The sequence below is a fragment of the Bradyrhizobium arachidis genome (genome assembly GCF_024758505.1).
Taxonomy (GTDB): Bacteria; Pseudomonadota; Alphaproteobacteria; order Rhizobiales; family Xanthobacteraceae; genus Bradyrhizobium; species Bradyrhizobium manausense_C.
Genome location: NZ_CP077970.1, coordinates 7,508,117 through 7,527,227, shown reverse-complemented (window position 1 = coordinate 7,527,227; position 19,111 = coordinate 7,508,117). Strand labels below are relative to the sequence as shown.

At 62.5% G+C, this 19,111-nt stretch carries 17 protein-coding genes; 11 read left to right on the top strand and 6 right to left on the bottom strand.

Going from position 1 to position 19,111, the window contains the following annotated elements:
• Positions 1–25: 25 nt before the first annotated feature.
• Positions 26–1,117 carry an ABC transporter ATP-binding protein gene (locus tag KUF59_RS34915; protein WP_258767733.1) on the bottom strand — a complete coding sequence of 364 codons (1,092 nt, stop codon included), beginning with the start codon at positions 1,115–1,117 and terminating at the stop codon, positions 26–28.
• A gap of 161 nt (positions 1,118–1,278) precedes the next feature.
• Between KUF59_RS34915 and KUF59_RS34910 the strand changes: the two genes are divergently transcribed.
• Positions 1,279–1,761 (top strand): 2'-5' RNA ligase family protein, encoded by a 483-nt coding sequence (locus tag KUF59_RS34910; RefSeq protein WP_212458615.1) that lies wholly within the window; start codon positions 1,279–1,281, stop codon positions 1,759–1,761.
• 28 nt (positions 1,762–1,789) lie between these two features.
• On the opposite strand, the gene KUF59_RS34905 is transcribed toward KUF59_RS34910, so the two are convergent.
• Positions 1,790–1,843 (bottom strand): hypothetical protein, encoded by a 54-nt coding sequence (locus KUF59_RS34905; RefSeq protein WP_408918128.1) that lies wholly within the window; start codon positions 1,841–1,843, stop codon positions 1,790–1,792.
• A 330-nt stretch (positions 1,844–2,173) separates the two neighbouring features.
• Between KUF59_RS34905 and KUF59_RS34900 the strand changes: the two genes are divergently transcribed.
• The 4 genes from KUF59_RS34900 (at position 2,174) to KUF59_RS34885 (ending at position 7,399) form a co-directional block, all read left to right on the top strand.
• Entirely contained in the window at positions 2,174–3,007 is an 834-nt protein-coding gene (locus tag KUF59_RS34900; protein WP_212458613.1) for an inositol monophosphatase family protein, read from the top strand.
• Positions 3,008–3,100: 93 nt separating this feature from the next.
• Positions 3,101–4,141, top strand: a complete 1,041-nt coding sequence (locus tag KUF59_RS34895; protein WP_408918050.1) for an ABC transporter substrate-binding protein — start codon at positions 3,101–3,103, stop codon at positions 4,139–4,141.
• A 22-nt stretch (positions 4,142–4,163) separates the two neighbouring features.
• The gene (locus tag KUF59_RS34890) at positions 4,164–6,344 is read left to right on the top strand and encodes an ABC transporter permease (protein ID WP_258767732.1); all 2,181 of its coding nucleotides are present in this window, start codon (positions 4,164–4,166) and stop codon (positions 6,342–6,344) included.
• A gap of 8 nt (positions 6,345–6,352) precedes the next feature.
• The gene (locus tag KUF59_RS34885; protein ID WP_212458610.1) at positions 6,353–7,399 is read left to right on the top strand and encodes an ABC transporter ATP-binding protein; all 1,047 of its coding nucleotides are present in this window, start codon (positions 6,353–6,355) and stop codon (positions 7,397–7,399) included.
• 407 nt (positions 7,400–7,806) lie between these two features.
• Here the strand turns inward: KUF59_RS34885 and KUF59_RS34880 are convergent, their stop codons facing one another.
• Positions 7,807–7,992: a PRC-barrel domain containing protein gene (locus KUF59_RS34880; protein ID WP_249140348.1), complete on the bottom strand. Its 186-nt coding sequence runs from the start codon at positions 7,990–7,992 to the stop codon at positions 7,807–7,809.
• A gap of 337 nt (positions 7,993–8,329) precedes the next feature.
• A complete protein-coding gene (locus KUF59_RS34875) occupies positions 8,330–8,476 on the bottom strand; it encodes a hypothetical protein (protein ID WP_258767731.1) in 147 nt (48 codons plus the stop codon).
• A gap of 225 nt (positions 8,477–8,701) precedes the next feature.
• On the opposite strand from KUF59_RS34875, the gene KUF59_RS34870 reads away from it, so the two are divergent.
• From KUF59_RS34870 to KUF59_RS34845, 6 genes are all read left to right on the top strand, one after another.
• Positions 8,702–8,899, top strand: a complete 198-nt coding sequence (locus KUF59_RS34870; RefSeq protein ID WP_249140347.1) for a hypothetical protein — start codon at positions 8,702–8,704, stop codon at positions 8,897–8,899.
• 414 nt (positions 8,900–9,313) lie between these two features.
• On the top strand, positions 9,314–9,532 hold the full coding sequence (locus KUF59_RS34865) for a hypothetical protein (protein ID WP_212458608.1): 219 nt from the start codon (positions 9,314–9,316) through the stop codon (positions 9,530–9,532).
• Positions 9,533–9,758: 226 nt separating this feature from the next.
• Complete coding sequence (locus tag KUF59_RS34860; protein ID WP_258767730.1) at positions 9,759–10,073, top strand: hypothetical protein; 315 nt, start codon at positions 9,759–9,761, stop codon at positions 10,071–10,073.
• On the top strand, positions 10,034–11,089 hold the full coding sequence (locus KUF59_RS34855; protein WP_258767729.1) for a hypothetical protein: 1,056 nt from the start codon (positions 10,034–10,036) through the stop codon (positions 11,087–11,089). Before KUF59_RS34860 ends, KUF59_RS34855 begins: the two co-directional genes overlap by 40 nt.
• Positions 11,090–11,590: 501 nt before the next feature.
• Entirely contained in the window at positions 11,591–13,342 is a 1,752-nt protein-coding gene (locus tag KUF59_RS34850; RefSeq protein WP_258767728.1) for an adenylate/guanylate cyclase domain-containing protein, read from the top strand.
• 1,192 nt (positions 13,343–14,534) lie between these two features.
• The gene (locus KUF59_RS34845) at positions 14,535–14,771 is read left to right on the top strand and encodes a hypothetical protein (RefSeq protein ID WP_212458604.1); all 237 of its coding nucleotides are present in this window, start codon (positions 14,535–14,537) and stop codon (positions 14,769–14,771) included.
• A gap of 1,241 nt (positions 14,772–16,012) precedes the next feature.
• On the opposite strand, the gene KUF59_RS34840 is transcribed toward KUF59_RS34845, so the two are convergent.
• On the bottom strand, positions 16,013–17,383 hold the full coding sequence (locus KUF59_RS34840) for an HlyD family type I secretion periplasmic adaptor subunit (RefSeq protein ID WP_258767727.1): 1,371 nt from the start codon (positions 17,381–17,383) through the stop codon (positions 16,013–16,015).
• 9 nt (positions 17,384–17,392) lie between these two features.
• Entirely contained in the window at positions 17,393–19,099 is a 1,707-nt protein-coding gene (locus KUF59_RS34835) for a type I secretion system permease/ATPase (protein ID WP_258767726.1), read from the bottom strand.
• Positions 19,100–19,111: the final 12 nt, after the last annotated feature.

Sequence of the window (19,111 nt, the reverse complement as noted above, 5' to 3'; positions counted from 1 at the left end):
CTCCGTGTCGGATCGTTGGACTGCGTCAGGCTGGGATGGAGGCCTGTGCGGCTGGGAAAATGTGAAGGCGTGAAAGCGGGATGCGCAGGCCGACGGCCGCGCCGGGTTCATACCGGGTGGCGTGGTCCACGGTAATCTGGCGGCCGGCGGCCTCGACCCGGTAGCGGTAGAGCCCACCCGGATAGCTGCGCGCCGCGATGCGGCCCGGCACCACCAGATCCTCGCCCGCTGCGGCGTCGGGTGCATCGAGACTGGCGACGTCGTCGCGGAAATAGCCGAGTGCTTCGCCCGCTGGCAGGGCAAGGCCGAGTTCACTGGGAAGCACGCCGCGCGTCTCGCCAGCCCTGATCACGGCAGGGCCCTCGCCGGGCTCGACATGCAGCGGCAGCACGTTCTCGGCGCCCATGAAATTGGCGACGAAGGCGCTGTTCGGCCGGTCATAGACCTCCTCCGGCGTGCCGATCTGCGCGATGCGGCCAGCATTCATGATGACGAGCCTGTCGGCCATCGTCATCGCCTCCTCGCGGTCATGCGTGACATGGATCGTGGTGACGCCGAGCCGCTGCTGGATGGCGCGGATCTCGTGGCGCATCGTCATGCGGATCTTGGCGTCGAGATTGGAGAGGGGCTCGTCCAGCAGCAGGATGCCGGGATCGACCGCAAGCGCGCGTCCCAGCGCCACACGCTGGCGCTGCCCGCCCGACATGGCCGTGACCTTGCGGTCCTCGTAGCCGGCGAGCCCGAGCATCGCCAGCAGTGAGGACACCTTGGCGGCGATGTCGCCCTTGGAGGCTCCGCGCAGCTTCAGGCCGTAGCCGATATTCTGGAGCACCGTCATATGCGGCCAGAGCGCATATGACTGGAAGACCATCGCCATGCCGCGCTTCTCGGGCGGCAGACCGACGACGTCTTTGCCACCGACGGCGATCGAACCGGACTCGACCGGCACAAAGCCGGAGAGCGAGCGCAGAAGCGTGGTCTTGCCGCAGCCGGAGGAGCCGAGCAGCGCCGTGAAGGTCCCCGGCGCGAAATCGAGATCGACGCCGTGAAGCACCTTCGTGCCGCCATAGGCGACGTGCAGGCCGCGCACCTCAATTGCCGCGCCAGCGCCCGACATAGCTTGCGAGCTCGCCCGCACGGTGTGTTCCTCCACGCCGTCCTAAGATGGAATTGTTCTTCCATTCTGCGATCAGCTTGGAATAAACATAACGACCCCTAGCGCGCTCGTGCAACAGATTTGTGACCCCGAAGACCGTCGAAATTCGATCGCTCTGGCTCATGCCGTGCCCCGAAGACGCAGCGTTTCTCGCTTCGCTCATCGGCGAGCTTGCGACGCGCTTCGGCACGCCGAATTTTGCGCCGCATCTGACGCTGCGCGGCGATACGGATGCGACGTTCGAGCGTCTCCACGATGACGTTCGGGCAGCAGCCGCTGCGTCGCAACCCTTCGCCGAACCGATCACGACGGTCGAGACGACGCAGGCGTTCTTCCGGGCCTTCTACGTGCGCTTCGCCGTTTCGGCGCAGCTCGACAGGCTGAAGCGACGCCTCGATCCACAGGGTACCGAATGCTTCACGCCGCATGTCTCGCTGCTTTATGGCAATCTGCCGGAGGAGGTGAAGGCGCCAGCTGCCGCCGAATTCAGCCAGCGCCTCGCGGGCCGGAGCATTACCTTCGACAGGATTTCGGTTGTCCGTTCGGGACAGCACATCCCCATCGCAGATTGGACGATCCAGGCGCCGGTGCCTCTCGGACGCTGAGGCCGGACCATCAGCCGCCGGACAGCATCTATTCATGCGCTGGGTCGTTGTTGAATTTCCAGACGCGCTTCGGGCCGGCCACGACGTAGAGATAATAGAGGTCAGCAGCACGACGCCGAGGCAATACGGATCGTTCTCTGCGATGGCGCCGTCGATTTGCTGCCAGCCGCGCTTCGAGCCTCCACCAATCGGGCTTCGCGAAATCGGCCACCTGCCGCGCCGCTTCGGCAACGCGCGCGCTCGTTCAACCGTGTCGCGAATGCGTCGTAGTCCAGTCTGACATGATTCTGTGACGCGGCGGAGGACGTCGAGAAGGCAGTCTGCGGCCTTGACTTGGCGGCGCAGAGAATGGAATGCTTGTTTCAATAGTCAAGCAGACAAGAAGAATGTGCCGTTTAGGGGGTGCCTCGAAGTGGCTGAAGCGAGCGCCTATCGCCGCGATCCCGATGGCAAGATCGCCGTCATGACGCCAGCCGAACTCCTGCTGCGCCGCTACGCGGCCCAAGGCCTCGTCGCCGAGGCGGGGCGCGTTGCGCTCGACTATTTCGGCCGCAAGGAAAGCCTCGGCGTCACGATGAAGGGGGCGCAGGATTGGCTCACCGTCGCCGATGGCGCCGTCGAGGACTTTTTGCGTGCGCGGCTGGCAGAGCTTTTCCCTGGCGACACGGTGATCGGCGAGGAGGGCGGCGGCGCGGCCAGCGACGCGGTCTGGATCATCGATCCGATCGACGGTACTTCGAACTTCGCGCGTGGCGATCGCAACTGGTGCGTCTCCGTGGGCTTCCTGCTGAACCGCGAGCCGACGATCGGGATCGTCGCCGCACCGGCACTGGGCGAGCTCTATGTCGCGCAGCGCGGCCAGGGCGCGACGCTGAACGGGCAGCCGATCGCTGTCTCGGGCGCCGATGACATCCGACGCGCTTATGTCGAACTGGGCTGGTCGGCCCGTGTGCCCTCGCAGCGCTATCTCGACGTGATCGGACGCGGTTATTCCGCCGGCTGCTCGATCAAGCGCTCGGGGTCTGGCACTTTGGGCCTCTGTCATGTCGCGAACGGGCGCACCGAGGCCTACGCCGAGCTGCATATCAACGCCTGGGACGTCGCCGCCGGCATTGTGATCGTTGGCGAGGCCGGTGGCTGGGTCAACGACTTCTTCGCCGGAGACGGCATCAGCAAGGGCAATCCGATCCTGTGCTGCACGCCGGCGCTGGCATCGCAGCTCAGCGAAATCACAGGGATTTCGTAGTCCGCACAAAATTTACTGCGTTGGCGCGGTGGGGGCGCCACCGTCGCAACCAATTGCGAAGAACGTGAAGTTCTCGTTCCGGGGAGGTGGACCATGTTTTTGAGATCCCTGACGTTCAGAGCTCTGTTCAGTGCGGGCATGCTGGCCGCGGGTGCAGCCTCTGCGCCGGCGTCGGCTCAGGGCTCGCTCGTCATGTATTGCGGCGTGCAGGAGGAATGGTGCCGCGCGATGTCCACCACCTTCGAAAAGGAGACGGGCATCAAGGTCGCGATGACGCGAAAATCCGCCGGCGAGGTCTATGCGCAGCTCAGGGCGGAGGCCTCGAACCCGCGCGGCGACATCTGGTGGGGCGGCACCGGCGACCCGCATCTTCAGGCGGCCGAAGAGGGGCTCACGCTCGAATACGAATCTCCAGCCAACAAGGATCTGCAAGATTGGGCGCTGAGCCAGTGGAAGGCGGCGAAGCAGCGCTCGATCGGCATCTATGCCGGCGCACTCGGCTTCGGCTACAACACCGAACAGATCAAGGCCAAGGGCATCCCGGAGCCGAAATGCTGGGCCGATCTGCTCAATCCCAAGCTTAGGGATGACGTGCAGGTCGCCGACCCGAACTCGTCCGGCACCGCCTATAACCTGCTCGCCACGGTCGTGCAGCTGATGGGCGAGGACAAGGGCTTCGATTATCTCAAGGCCCTGCACAAGAATGTCAGCCAGTACACCAAGTCCGGCGCCGCGCCGGCCAAGGCGGCAAGCCTCGGCGAAACCGCCGTCGGCATCGTCTTCATCCATGATGCCGTCGTCTTCGCGGTGCAGGGCGACCCGATCAGGGCCGTCGCGCCTTGCGAGGGCACGGGCTACGAGATCGGCTCGATGTCGATCGTCAAGGGCGCACGCAATCTGGAAAACGCCAAGAAGTTCTACGATTGGGCGCTGACACCCGCCGCGCAGGCCTTGGGTGCTGCCGCGAAGTCGTATCAGGTGCCATCCAACAAGAACTCGCCGGTGCCGCCGCAGGCGCCGAAGATGAACGAGATGAAGCTGATCGACTACGATTTCGTCAAATACGGCTCGTCGGCCGAGCGCACGCGGCTGCTGACAAAGTGGGACAAGGAGGTCAAGGCGCTGCCGAAATAGCCCGCCGGCTCGGAGATATCAGATGCGCCCTTCGACGCGGCTTGCTCTGCTAATCGGCTGGCTGGGCTACATGCTCGTGCCTTGGTACCTGCCGGAGGGCTGGGACCTTGCCGGCTATCCGTTCGGGCGGGCCGGCACGGCGCTGGCGCTTGCGATATCAGGCGCGGCGCCGTGGCTGTGGCCGATCGGCATCGCGCTCCTCGCGGCGACGCTTCTCGCTGTCCGTGCCGAGACCGCTTTCAGCGGACGGGCACTGATCGCCGTCGGGCTTTTCGGTCTCGTCACGTTCTTCGCACAAGGCTTTGCGGTCACGCTGCCCGACCAGGGCATTCCCTGGCTCGCTGTGCTGCTCGGTGGGGCAGGCGCCGCGCAGCCAGGCATGGGTTTCGGCGCGCTGCTGACGCTGTTGTCGCTTCTCTTGCTGCTCTGCCATGGCCTGGCTTATCGCGGCTTTTGTCGGGGCGATCTTTTCACCACATCCACCATCGGTGTCGTGGTGCTGCTGATCGGTCTCTTCATCTTCCTGCCTGTCGCGACGATCCTGCGCAGTGCACTGGTCGATGCCAATGGCAGCTGGGCGCTGGGCGAATTCGCCGACCGCCTGCTCTCCTCGACGATCTGGGGACTGGGCTGCGTAGGCGGCGGCATCGCGTGCGGCGTCGCCTGGAATACGCTGATCCTCGGTGTGCTGACCGGGCTCATCACCACGCTGCTGGGCCTCGCCTGTGCGCTGCTCGTCTTGCGCACGGCGATGCCGGGCAAGCGCCTGATGCGCGCGATGACGGTGCTGCCGATCATCACGCCGCCCTTCGTCATCGGCCTTGCACTCATCCTGCTCTTCGGCCGTTCGGGCGTCGTGACCGGCTTGATGTCCGAGTGGTTCGGTATCCCGCGCTCGCGCTGGATCTACGGTCTGCCAGGTGTGCTGCTGGCGCAAGTGCTGGCCTTCGCGCCGATCGCCTTCCTCGTCCTGATGGGTGTGGTCCAGGGCATCGCACCGAGCCTCGAAGAGGCCGCGCAGACGCTTGGTGCCAGGCATTGGGCGACGTTCCGTGCTGTGACATGGCCGCTGCTGCGGCCCGGGCTCGCCAACGCCTTTCTGCTCGGCTTCGTCGAGAGCATGGCCGATTTCGGCAATCCGCTCGTGCTCGGCGGCAATTTCGAAGTGCTCTCGACCAAGATCTTCTTTGCCGTGGTCGGCGCCGCGCATAATCAGGGCATGGCGGCAGTACTGGCCATCGTGCTGCTTGTCTTCACGCTGGGCGCCTTCTGGCTGCAGCAGGGCTGGCTCGGCGGAAAGAGCTACACCACCGTCTCCGGCAAAGGCGATGCCGGCATTGCCGCGAAGCTGCCGACCTTCGTCACCGTGCTCTCTGCCGCGGTCATCGTGCCCTGGGTGCTGCTGACGGCGGTGATCTACGCGGTGATCCTGATCGGCGGCTTCGTCAAGACGATGGGCCGCGACCATACGCCGACGCTGGAGCATTACCGCACCGGCTTCGCCGTCGATTTCAGCCACGGCCTGTTCTTCGAAGGCGCGGCCTGGCCCTCTTTGTTCACGACGTTGAAGGTCGCCGCGATCTCGGCACCACTGACGGCGCTGATCGGCCTGCTTACCGCCTATCTGCTGACCAGGCAGCGCTTCGTCGGCCGGCGGCTGCTCGAATTCACGACCATGCTGAGCTTCGCCATTCCCGGCACCGTGCTCGGCGTCGCCTATATCCTCGCCTTCAACGTGCCGCCGGTCGAGATCACCGGGACGGGACTCATCCTCGTGCTCGCCTTCGTCTTCCGCAACATGCCCGTTGGCGTGCGCTCGGGCATTGCGGGGCTGGCACAGATCGACAAGAGTCTCGACGAGGCCTCGACGACCCTGCGGGCGCGCAGCTTCACGACACTGCGCCGTGTGGTGCTGCCCTTGCTCAAGCCAGCGCTCGTCGCGGCGCTGATCTACAGCTTCGTGCGCAGCATCACCTCGGTCAGCGCCGTGATCTTTCTCGTGTCGGCCGAGTACAACCTCGCCACCGCCTACATCGTCGGACGGGTCGAGGCCGGCGAGTTCGGCCTCGCCATCGCCTATTCCTCGGTGCTGATCGTCGTCATGGCGGCGGGCATCGCGCTCATCCAGTTCGGCGTCGGCGAGCGCAAGCTCGGCCGCAGGCCCGTCGCGCTTGCGACCTCGGCCGCCGAGCCCGCCAGATAGGACCTGCCATGCCCAAATCCGGCCCTGCCTCCGTCGAGTTCAGCCATGTCAGCATGCGCTACGGCGCGGTGACGGCGGTGGACGATGTCAGCTTCACGATCCATGCGGGCGAGCTCGTGACGCTGCTCGGCCCTTCCGGCTGCGGCAAGACGACAACCTTGCGCATGATCGCCGGGCTCGAGATCGCCAGCGAGGGGCAGATCCTGATCGGTGGCGAGAACGTGACACGGCTCTCGGCTGCGGACCGCGACGTCAGCATGGTGTTCCAGTCCTATGCGCTATTCCCGCATATGAGTGTGCTGGAGAACGCGGCCTTTGGGCCGACGGTGAAGGGCCTGGGCAAGGCGCAGGCCGAGGCGATGGCGCTGGAGAAGCTCGCTCTGGTCGGGCTCAAAGGCTTCGAGAAGCGCTACCCGGCCGAGCTATCCGGCGGCCAGCAGCAGCGCGTCGCCGTGGCGCGTGCCCTGGTGCTGGAGCCGCAGGTGCTGCTTTTCGACGAGCCGCTTTCCAATCTCGATGCCAAGCTCAGGCGCAAGGTGCGGCAGGAGATCCGTGAGCTCCAGCAGTCGCTGGAACTCACCGTCGCCTATGTCACGCATGACCAGGAGGAGGCGCTCGCCGTCTCCGACCGCATCATCGTGATGTCGAATGCGAAGATCGCGCAGCAAGGTTCGCCGCGCGAGCTTTATGAGGCTCCGGCGAACAGCTTCGTCGCTGATTTTATCGGCGATGCCAATCTTGTGGAGGTGACGATCGATGCGGTCCAGGACGGGCAGGCGCAGGTCATGTTGGGGCCCATCCGGTTGACGCTTCCGGCGCGCGGCCTTACCCCGGGGCCAGCAAAGGCTGCCATTCGGCCACACGCCATCTTGCTTGGGGATGGCCTTCCGGGAACAGTTAGAAAATCTTCTTATCTCGGCGATCACGCCGAGATGATCGTATCGACGCCGATCGGCGAGCTTTTTGTCATCAGCAGGCAAACCGATCAGCTTCCAGCGACAGGTGCGCCGGTCAACCTGTCATTCGCCCAAGAGGGCATTGCTCTTGTTCGATGACGGGCGCTCGAAGCCCAGTTCAAACTCGGTAATGACCGGTACTGCTATCCACTGACCGTCACCGACAATGCCGCGCGTGGAGACGCAAGCGGTTCACGAAGCAGACGTTGAGCGTTTTCTAAGCTGCTGGGGAAGTAGGGGCGCTCGGTTCTAGGGGAACTTTGTTGAGTTCCTCAGTCCTTCCATCCCTCATTCTGCCGCTCGCAGACCCTGATCCGTGGGGCTGCCCGTGCTTCACGAGCCAGCCACCTTCGACCATCCGCTGCGCCAAAGCCGCCGAGCATGCAGGCTGATTGCCGCAGGGGTGATAGAGGCCATCTCTGCGCTCGAACAAGAAGCCGTAGACGCGCGAGCCGTAGCGGCTCGAGCATTGCCGGTAAGAGTACGATGGGGTTGGCGTCATGCCTTTAGTTCTCGATGTGCTTCACCGTTGAGATCGGCCATTTGCCGTCATGCCCTCCGATCGAGATGCGAAGCCCATGCACATCGTCGAGGAACACGTGGTCAATCGCGCCAGCCTTGCCGTCGCTCAGCACGACAACCTTCCCGACCAATTCCTCCTCGGCAGCATGCAATTCGCGGAGGATGTTCATAGCCCGCTTATCGCTCATGCGCCTGAGAAATGGCGCACATGACGAGAAGTTCCTCGCGAAAGCGGAGGCCGGCGCTCATCCCATCTCCGCTATCGACCGACCTAGACTCGTTTGCGTGAAGAATATCTCCAGCGCAACGATCTCCGCATGGGCGCCCCCAAGTCCCGCGCGTTGCATTGTAGTCGATTTCATGTCCGGGAAGCTCGTCAAGGGCAGGGCTTCACCATCTCTCGCGCGAGCGATCGCTCGTTAGGAAAGGCATTGCCTCGTCCTAGCCGCCAGAGAAAGCGAGCATCAAGCGCTTGTGCCCGCGAGGGCGCGCGGTCGCTGTCATAACTCAACCATCTTTTTCAGGTGATCCTGTGAGGTCTGCTTCGCGCTCCTCTTGCACGGTGCGCAAAGTGAGGGTGCTTGAACGCATGAGCAGGCTAATGCCGGGGAACGTCGTGGGGGAGCCCACGATCAGGATGAACGCTGCCGTCATCGCTGCTCGGGGCCCGCACGTCGTTCTCGGTCTTCTCATCGGTCTTCTCATCGGTTTATTGTCGCACCAGCACATGACGGGAAGGAGTTAACTATCTTTTTTGGATTTTGACCTCGTTTAATATTTGATCGATTAAACGATATAAAGTACCAGCGCTGCCTGAGCGAACTTTGGGTCCGGGGCACCGCACCCATACACTAGGATGCCCAAGCTCGTTCTATCCGTATGGAGCTGGCTGACATGGATCGGGAACACCTCGACACGATGTCGATCGATGAGTTGTGGGCGCTCCACACGAAGGTCGATCAGATCCTCGCCGCGAGGCTGATTGCAGAAAAGCGCGAACTCGAAAAGCGGCTCGCTCAGCTCAGCCAAAGAGCGGCCTCGAACGAACCGGCAAAGGACTCCCCGGCAAAGCACTAAGAATGCGAAGGCCGGCCTCGAGCGGGAACCCCCGGGGCTTGTTATATTTATTGATTGAAACAAATTAACGTAATTTAAGTTATTCAGAGTTCGAGGGTGTTTAATTGGACTCCTAGAAGCCATGAGGGGGCGCCATGTCCTCATACCGGCGCGAATTTTCGAAGACCTGCGGTAAATTCGCCGCCGTAACTCCTCCGGCCATGACGATGCTGCGATCGACCCCACGCGATTCGCCGCGTCTGGCGGGGGTCGGCAGGGTACCGAGAACACCATCATCACGAGCGCGATGAAGATTAACTGACGGTCGCCAACCGGGGCGCGGCCTTACAGCCCCATCTTTTCTCGCGACAAAAGCGGTGGGGAACGTGCGCAGGCTTGAAGCCTGCCGTACGTCGCCACGCGGAGGACCCGGCCATGAGTGCTCTCCATCATCTCCAGACTTCCCCGGCGGCTCTGCCATGGGCCGATCTCTTCAAATCGGCCAAGGGACCGGCGGGCCCGTGGGCCGATGCTGCTGCCGATCTTCTTCGTCACCGTTTCGAAGCGCTCGCTTCTCAGCTCGCCGAACTGGAAGCGCTTCGCGAACGAGTGCTGGAGGCCGAGCAGAAGCTCGACCCGAGATACACCTGGTGAAAAGCGGGGTCGGGCAGAAGTGAGCGCCGCTTAACTCAACGAACGCGGCGAGCTTCGGCTTCTGGTGACCTATTGGCCTCTGAGGGTGGTACCGCGCCAAAGAGTAAGGCGCAGTTGGAGGCAGACGTGCTCAGATTGGTGATCAAGTTTACTGTAGTGGCAACGTTGCTGATCAATCTGGTTACTCCGCCGGTCATCACCCAGGCCTTTGGGCACGGGAGCGGCGGTGGTGGGGGCGGCGGCGGCGGCGGCGGCGGCGGTGGCGCTGGAGGTGCTGGCAGCGGCGGTGCCGGAGGAACTGGCAGTGGTGGTGCCGGTGGCGCGGGTGGTGGGGGAGCTGGCAGCGGTGGTGGTGGCGGTGCGGGAGCCGGCAGCGGAGGCGCCGGTGTTGCTGGTAGCGCCGGAGCTGGTGGCGGTGTTGCTGGTGGTGCGGGAGCTGGCAGCGGCAGCCTCGGTGGCGGTTACGGTGGTGGGGGCGACCCTCATGCCGGAGCATACGGTTTGCGTTACCCGAACCGGCTGGGCACGAAAGTGCAGATGATCCAAGGGAGCAAGGCTTGGTTTGGTGGTGGCTGGCTTCATGACGGTACTTTTTATTCGTTTCACGAACGCGCGCGGCCGCGGTGGGATACGTGGAGGCATGCGACGCCGGTGCTCGAACACAAGTTCCACAAAGCTCAGCGAACAAAGCTCAAGCCGTACGAACCGATGAAGATGCTGTCGGATCAGAAAGCTGTGCGGTCGTTTGGGGCGCGAACGTCATTGGACGCCGCGCGAGCCCGCGAACAGGGCCGGCTGCGCCACGAACGGCATGCCGCTGTGCCCAACGAGGAATTCTTCTTGGCGGTGATCGCCAAGGCAAAGGAGGTCGTCGATTCCAGACCTCAAACCAAACATTCGCGCCCGCATCGCCCGGGAAAGGATGATGCAGTGGCTGGCACCCCCCCGGTAAATCCCGCACGGGATGAAGTTCAAGTCGCGCCGCCCCGTATTGAGCCTAAAGGCGAGCAAACGATCGGCCCGGCGGCGCTAGATGCCTCCGCAGATGTGGTTCAGGTCACCCCGCCACCCGTTACGGAGCCTAAAGGCGAGCAAACGATCGGCCCGGCGCCGCTAGATGCCGCGGCGGACGTGGTTCAGGTCACCCCGCCACCCGTTACGGAGCTCAAAGGCGAGCAAACGATCGGCACGGCGCCGCTAGCCGTCTCGGCGGATGTCGCTCAGGTCATCGCGCCACCCGATATCGAACACAACGGTGCGTCAACAACCTCACGCGACGACCGGTTGCTGGTGATGATGATGGCCCTCGTGGCACTTGGGATTATCCCATTGTTCTTTCGCCACAGGTATGCCGAACGCGTTTTAGCCTATGCTGCGATGCGCCGCTCCGAAGCACGAGCCGACGATGCTCGCACCGTCAACTTACCGTCTCCACCGCGAAACGAAGCCGATTCCAGTCTCGTATCTAGTCTAGAAGCGTCCGTGAAAGACGTTCTCGGCACAATCAAGGAAGCTGAAGCCGAGATGGTTTCACGGCAGCTCAGAAGGCTGGGGTGAGGCCGAACTCCCGGTCCTCAAGTCGCTGGAGCAGTTCGTAAGTTGACGGATTACGCAAGGCGCGCATCGGCACGACGGTCAGGAAACAGATCGGCCTCCTTGTGCTCCGGCAAACTGCCCGCAGCAGGTGCCGTGGGGGCTCCGCTTCGACGCCGTATCGGCTCAGATCTAGTCGCAGGATTTCGGCAGACCGCGCCGCCCGTGCGCCAAAGCCTTCGCCGATTTCGCCGGACGGGCGCCGGCCATCACGGCAGGCGTGGCGACTGAATCCTGCAAATGTCAATGGGGCCCACCTATTTTCCGCCGGTCTCGAGAGTCGCGATCACTGCTAGTCGATGTTCGCTGTTGGGCCCGTAGCCGACGTCGGCCTGTCGACGGCTGATGTGATGAACAACATATGCACCTCCATAAAGGCGGCGGCAGATCCAGATATCGCCCCGTGGTGATCGCCGTGCGCTCATTGTGGTACAGTGCCGCGAGCCGTAGCCTGGAGAGCAGTCCATGGCACAGGAGCGGGTCGAGCGCAGGCTTGCAGCGATCCTTGCTGCCGATGTGGCTGGTTACAGCCGGCTCATGGGCCTAGACGAGGCGGGGACAGCGCGCCGCTTGCGTGACCGTCTAGCGGCAATGCGGCCGATCGTCGGAAAGCACGACGGACGGATTGTCAAGACCACGGGCGACGGCGTGCTCATTGAGTTCCCATCCGTGGTGGCAGCGGTCGAGTGCGCGATCAAAGTGCAGAAGCTAATGGCCCGACGCAACGCCAAGCTGGTCGCGGAACAGCGCGTGCTATACCGCATCGGCATCAATCTCGGCGAGGTGCTGGTCGAGGGCGATGACATTCTGGGCGATGGTGTCAATATCGCAGCGCGGCTCGAAGGAATTGCTGACCCCGGCGGAATCTGCTTGTCGCGTTCCGCATACGAACAGGTCAAGAGTAAGATCGACACCCAGTACGCTGATATGGGTGAGCAGCGCTTGAAAAACATCGCTGACCCGTTGCAGGTATTTCGGGTCAACGTCGGCTTGGCCGCTGCCGCGTCGGCGTCGCCAACCCTGCCATTGCCGGACGGGCCGTCGATCGTGGTCCTGCCTTTCACGAACCTCAGCGTCGATCCGGAACACGCGTACTTCGCGGACGGCGTCACCGAGGATCTCACCACGGCGCTGTCCCGGCTTCGCTGGCTCTTCGTCATCGCTCGCAACTCGGCCTTCGTCTACAAAGACAAAGCCGTCGATGTGAGGACAATCGCTCGCGATCTGGGCGTGCGCTACGCCCTGGAGGGCAGCGTACGCGCCGCTGGCCAGCGCATCCGGATCACGGGTCAGCTCATCGATGGGGAGACGGCCAAGCACATCTGGGCGGAGAAATACGATCGTCAACTGCACGACATCTTCACGGTCCAGGACGAGATCACGGAAAACATCGTTGCCGCGATCGAGCCGCACCTCTATGCCCAGGAAGGCTATCGCGCCGCCCGACAGCCGCCTGAAAGCGTCGATGTCTGGGGACTCGTGATCCGCGCCATCGACCTCATTAACAAGTTTGGCCGCAAGCACAACGAAGAGGCACAACGCTTGCTGCGCCGCGCCATAAAGATTGACCCGAGCTATGCGCGAGCGCACGCCACTCTCAGCTGGGCGATCTGGTGGGCCACGCTCTACTATTACGTTGAAGACCGCTCCGAGGGCTACAGGCAGAGCGCCTTGCACGCCCAGGAGGCGTTGCGCCTCGACCAGAGCGAGCCGTGGGCCCACATGACCGTCGGCCTCAACTTGAGCACCTCCGGCCAACACCAGCGCGCGCTGGCCGAGCACCAGGCCGCCCTCAACCTCAATCCCAGCTTCGCGCTCGCGCACACGGCTTATGGCTGGGCGTTGTTGCGGGCAGGTCGCTTCGATGATGCGATCGCCGAAACTGCAAAAGCGCTTCGCATGAGCCCGTTGGATTCATTTTCCGGCCTTTACACCACGATCCACGGCTTGGCGTTGCTCGCGGCGCGGCGCTTCGCGGAGGCGCTGCCGTATCTCCGGGCATCGGTTGCCGCCGATGCCGAATTCGCTGGGCACTACAATGCGCTGATCAGCTGCTGCGGGCATCTCGGCCTGATCGAAGAGGCGGAGGAATTCACCGCCCGCCGCAACAAGGTCGGGCCACCGCTGAGGGTGGGCGTGCTGCGCAACAATCTGCGCGGCTTCGCCCATTGCGAGGTGTTCGCGGAGGGCTTGATCAAGGCCGGCATTCCCGAATAGGCAGCGTCCTTCAAGATTTGATCGACAAAGATATCAGCTCGGCGAAAGCCCTCGGCCAAGTTTGCCCTTGCAAACGGCCCGCTCCGGCGCCGAAACAGGAACCCTGGCCCAATGTCCGATGACCCCGCGCTGTTGCGGAACGATCGGCCTCTGGGCGACGAAGGCGGCTGCGTCGCGGCTTAGGACCTTGCGCGTTGCCAAACGCCTTCGGGATGCGAGGTGCCTCGCAAAGATTGCCGCTGATCGCATCCGCGGCGCTTGCGCTGGCGATCTAGCAGCAACAGCCGCTGTAACGACTTCGCCTCGTCCCCCGGCGCCCACACCGGGATGTCGCGTTTTCCGAGGTTTTCAGCGCGCCCACGCCATCCTAGTCATGGTGCCCTTTGAAGCGCCGCCTAATTGCATCCCACGCTTGAACAAACGGAAGGACGAGGACGAAAAGAACTCTGATCGCAACCTGAATAATAACGTACCGCAGTGATGGTGACGCATCATCTTCCAATCGACGGGCCGTCTTGTTGATCGGTGCCGGGACGGAGTTCCCTTCGTCGGTCTCGGAGGGAGGAACCGGCCTGCGCGAGGGCAGGACAATCACAATAAACAGGACGTTGATCAGTAGCCATATTCCCACAATGAGAAGAACAGTACGCACGAGGAACGACCATAGTTTAATTTGAAATCGCCGAGCTTGCCTCCTGCTTCACACCTACGCTGCAGCCGGCTCCATAGCGCGCCGCGAAAGGAGCCGCCTCAGTGCAGTCCGACAAAAACGGTCTCGACATCCATCCTGCCAAGATGCCATAGGCCGTCAGGCCTCGAGCGCATGGGCGTGCGCCCGGATCGGTCGCAGCCTAGTCCGGCGCTAGACTCGCGTCTGTACGCTTTCGAACAATCATGCACCTTCCTAGCGCCCTGCTCCAACATCATCCGGCGAGGGCAGACAGGGATGGCTCAGCCTGGGCGGTCCATCGCCAGCCGCTGGGCAACTGGACCGATCGGCGGCGGCTCAGACGGAAGGGCCCATCGCGAAACGCCACCAGACCTTGGTTGCGTATCGCGGGGTGAATAAGCAGTTAGTTTGCAGTTAGGAGAGAACCAATATTCTCTTTCGGCAGTTGACTCATGCGCCATTCGAACCAAGTAAGGTTATTGTTCGCGCCGAGGATGAGTTTAGAACCTGAGCCGAAACAACATGAAGGACCTCAGGCAACGATTGGAGAAGGTCCGCGCTGACGCCAGAGACTTCGCTCTTATGAGTGAGCGGGCGACGGACGTAGAAAAGCGTCAGCTGTTCAGGCGCATGGCGGATGAACTCGCTTTAGAAGCGCTTGAGCTCGAGCTGGTTGTGAAACAAAAAGAGCAATCGAATCCCAGCGACCAGCACGAGGTCGTGGAATTTAAGCTGTCCTCTCAGAAGACGCGCCGCTGACGCGGAAAGAGGCCGGGCGGTCGGCTTATTTTCCTTATCCGCCACGCAGGCGTAACCATCTTTGAGCATAGCTCCGTCAGCGGCCGATGGGCCGTCTTCGCCTCATCCCATTGCGCGTGGATCCAGACGTCGCGCTGTTCATCGCTCGTCAAGTATCCTCGTCATTCGGCTTCGTCATTAAGCTTCGGCTAAAGCGACAAACGGTTCACATAAGTAAATGCGGGAACGACCTCGCCGCACTTGAGTCGCGATTGCATCATTTCCGATTGGTCCAGCGCCGGACCATGGTCCGAGCTTTCAAGTGTCGGAGTGGGGACTTCTGCACCATGCGTGAACACCGAGCACCAGCCGTCGACGCCACTGTCCCGCTGTATGAGCACCTAGAATGGCTCAATTGTCAGCGCTCCGAATTGGAAGACCTTCGCGCCAGGGTGCGCCAGGCTGAGCGGAAAACTATAGCGCTACACTCAAAGCGGACGAGGACTACTGCTGCGGCGGTTAGCACGGCGCAAGCGAAAGCGTCCGCGCAGCAAACGACACGGCCTGCGCGGTAGCGTCACCAATGAAATCACAGGCAAGAGCAGGCCGGTCCACGAGCTCTAGTTTTATGTGTGATCCAACGCTTTGAGAAAGGCGTGGAGAAGCGCGCTGGCATGGTCATAGTTTGCATCATCGTCCGTCAGCGCGCGAGCGCGTGGACTGAGCACACTGCCGACAACCTCCGGACCAGATGCCTCGGCGCGCTCTGACCACTGATCGAGGAGGTCATCGGAGCTAGTTCGGCTCGACGCAAATAGCTTCAGCGGCCGAGATGCACGATCGTGTTGCTTATGATGTCGGGCCGCGAATGCATAGAGGGCGAATAAGCACAGGAAATCATCGCGGGATACTGCTCGCATGAACATTCTCCGACGTGAAAACAATGGTCAGCAAATCACAGCGATAATATGCGCGTTTTCCAGCCGACAGATATATACGAAAGTGTAAAGTTGCCCGACGCATCAAGATGCGAGTTGAACCCGGCAGTCGCAAGCTAAACGACCGCCGGGTTTCACCGCGCTGGTACGTTGTTAGTGTTTCTGCTTCGGCGGCAGCCGTCGGTTCGGTTTCCGACTCTCATTGCATCTAACAGCCAATTGTTGCGCGGGCGCCACGGAGCTCGGCGGCATTGCGGTCCAACGCATTGGAGCGTGCAGGTCGGCGCGGCTGATGATGCCTCTTCCATCGCTCGCCCGGTCGCGTCATTTCTGCCGGAACGATTGATTGAATGACATTGCGAGCGGCCCGACGATGTACTCGAACGCGGTTCGTTGAACGGTCGGGATCATGACAGTCGCCGGCATCCCAGGATACAGGCGAATGTTCGGCATGGCCGCCAATTCACTCTGATCAATCCGGACAAAGGCCGTGTAGTACGGCGCATTCGTCTTCGGGTCAGTGAGGCGGTCGGCCGAGACCTGAATGACGTCGCCGTGAATGATCGGGACAATGCGCTGTTTGTAGGCGGTGAGATGGACTTCAGCGCGTATGTCGGGATGCACGTCGCTGATGTCCTCAACCGCAACTTGTGCTTCGATCGTGAGGGCGTCCTCGGCCGGTACGATGTCGAGGATCTTTTCGCCGCGCTGGATGACGCCGCCGACGGCGAATACGGTCAATCCCACCACCCGACCGGTATAGGGCGCCCGAATTTCCATGCGACCAAGTACCGACTTTGCACTCAGCGCCTTCGGAATGACCTCAAGCAATCTGGCCTGCGTGTCACGCAAGTCCTTGGTGACCTCTGTCATCCGATCATTATCGAGTTGGGCGATCTGCTGCTCCTGCTCGGCGATCGCCTGGCGCGCCTTCGCGATACCGGCTCTTGTATCGGCGATCTGGCCTTCCAAACCGTACGCCGTCCGCTCCAGCTGGAGAATTCGCGGGCGAGCAATCAAGCCCCGTTCAACAAGCGGCGCAAGATCCTTCGCCTCGTTGCGGACGGAGTTGATCTGATCGGTGAAGGCCTTGACCTGCGCCTCCGCGCCCACAATCTGTGACCCAAGCTGGTTGATCTTCTCGCGAATAACGCTTCGTTGCCCGTCAAGTGAAGCACGCCGACTTTCAAACTGATTGAGCTGACCGCTCCAAACGCTCCTGAAGTAGGGGTCATCAGAGCGCGCCCTCAAATCGGCCGGCATGGCCAGCTCGGAGCCATGATCGAGCTCGGTCAGGAGCCGCACTTCCGTCGCACGAAGCACGGCATATTGTTGCGTCAGCACCTCATACTCGGCTCGGGCCTGCGTATCGTCCAGAACGATCAGGAGATCGCCCGCCAGCACCCTTTCCCCTTCGCGAACATGCAATTCCCTGACAATGCCGCCATCGAGGTGCTGGACGCTCTTGCGGTTGCCATCGACCTTGACGACCGCATTGGCAACCACGGCGCCGTTGAGCGGTGCGGTCAGCGCCCAGGTGCCGATACCGCCGAAAAAGATGGCGATGATCAGCCATCCTGCGAGCGCTACGCGACGAATGGAGTCGTTCGGGGTGGCGTCCCTGAGCCGGTCGATCGTCAAGTTCAGCGCCGAAGCGCGTTGTTTCGACTGGCTTGCAGACTCCAACAGCGCCATTGGCATGTCCTAACCCGCCGTTTCACGGACCGTGGGGACCGGTACAGGCCGCGTCAGACGGGCCAGGATCTCGGCGCGCGGTCCGAACATCTCGACGACGCCTTCACGGAGCACCAGAATTTTGTCGGCCACGCCGATGGTGGCCGGCCGATGGGAGATAATCACCACCGTCGTTCCGCGCTTCCTAAGTTGCATGATGCAGTCGGCGAGAGCGGCGTCGCCGTCCGAATCCAGATTCGAGCTCGGCTCGTCGAGCACGACAAGGCTGGGATTGCCGTACACCGCGCGCGCAAGACCAATGCGCTGGCGATAGCCGCCGGACAGGACCGCGCCGCCTTCCCCAACATGACTGTCATACCCTTCTGGAAGTCGCAGGATCATGTCGTGAACCCCGGCCATACGCGCCGCCAGGATAGTCTGTTGATCTGCCCCGGCATTGAACCGGCAGATATTTGCCGCAACGGTGTCGGCAAATAACTCGACGTCCTGTGGGAGGTAGCCGAGATGGCCGCCGAGCGAGGTCTTGATCCAGGTGGAAACATCGGCTCCGTCGATGCGAACCGCGCCCGCAGATGGGGCCTGCACGCCCACGATGTGGCGCGCCAGAGTGGATTTGCCGGCGCCGGACGGGCCGATGATTCCTAGCACTTCACCCGGTTCGATCTGAAAGGTGACGCCGCGCAGGATCGGCTTCGAAACACCGGGTGCGACGCAGGACACTGACTCGAAAGACAGGCGGCCCTGCGGTCTCGGCAGCGTGAGCTGGGGTTCCTGCGCGCAATGACCGGACAGCAGCTCGCGCAGACGCAGGAACGCGCCGCGCGCCGAGATGAGCCCGCGCCATGATCCAACGATCTGCTCGACCGGCTGCAAGGCGCGGCCCAGCAGGATGCTGGCGGCAAACATCGCCCCGGCTGTCGTCAGCCGCTCGATCACGAGATAGGCGCCGAGGCCGAGGATCAGGGACTGCATTGCAAGTCGCAGAAAGCGGATCAGGCTCTGCATCGTGGCCGCGCGATCGCTCGCGACCACCTGGCGTTCCAGCATCCGGTTGCGATCCCGGCTCCAGCGTTTCAAGAGCCCTGCTGTCATGCCCATCGCGCGCACCACTTCGGTGTTGCGCAGGCTCATCTCCGTGAAATTGTAGTTTCGGCTTGCCGCCTCATTCGACTCCGACAGCGGCGGCTTGACGATCCATTCGTTGAGGACGGCCATCAGGATCAGGATGATCGAACAGGCCAGCGCAAACATGCCCAGCGCGGGATGCAGAGCAAAGATCACCACGATATAGATCGGCGTCCAGGGCAGATCGAGGATCGCATGAACCCCGGTGCCCGTGATGAACTGGCGGAAGGTGTCGAAATCGCGCAGCAGGTGGCTGCGCGCACCGCCGGCGGCGCGATCGATGATGGCGGTCATGACATGGGGGGCGATGGTCTGGTCAAGGCGAATGCTGGCGCGGGTCAACACGCGCGCCCGAACGGCGTCCAGCGCTGCCAGCGCCAGGAACGCCATCAAGAGAGCAATCGTGAGCATCAGCAGCGTGCTCTCGCTGGCGCTCGCGATCACCCGGTCATAGACCTGCAGCATGTAGAGCGGCCCTGCCAGGTAAAGCAGATTGATCGCCAAGCTGAAGATCGCGGCAGTGACGAAATAGCCCTGGCAGCCTTGCAGCAAACGCCGGAGTTCGTCGGGTCTTTTGAACGGAGTACTCACACAGATCAGCGG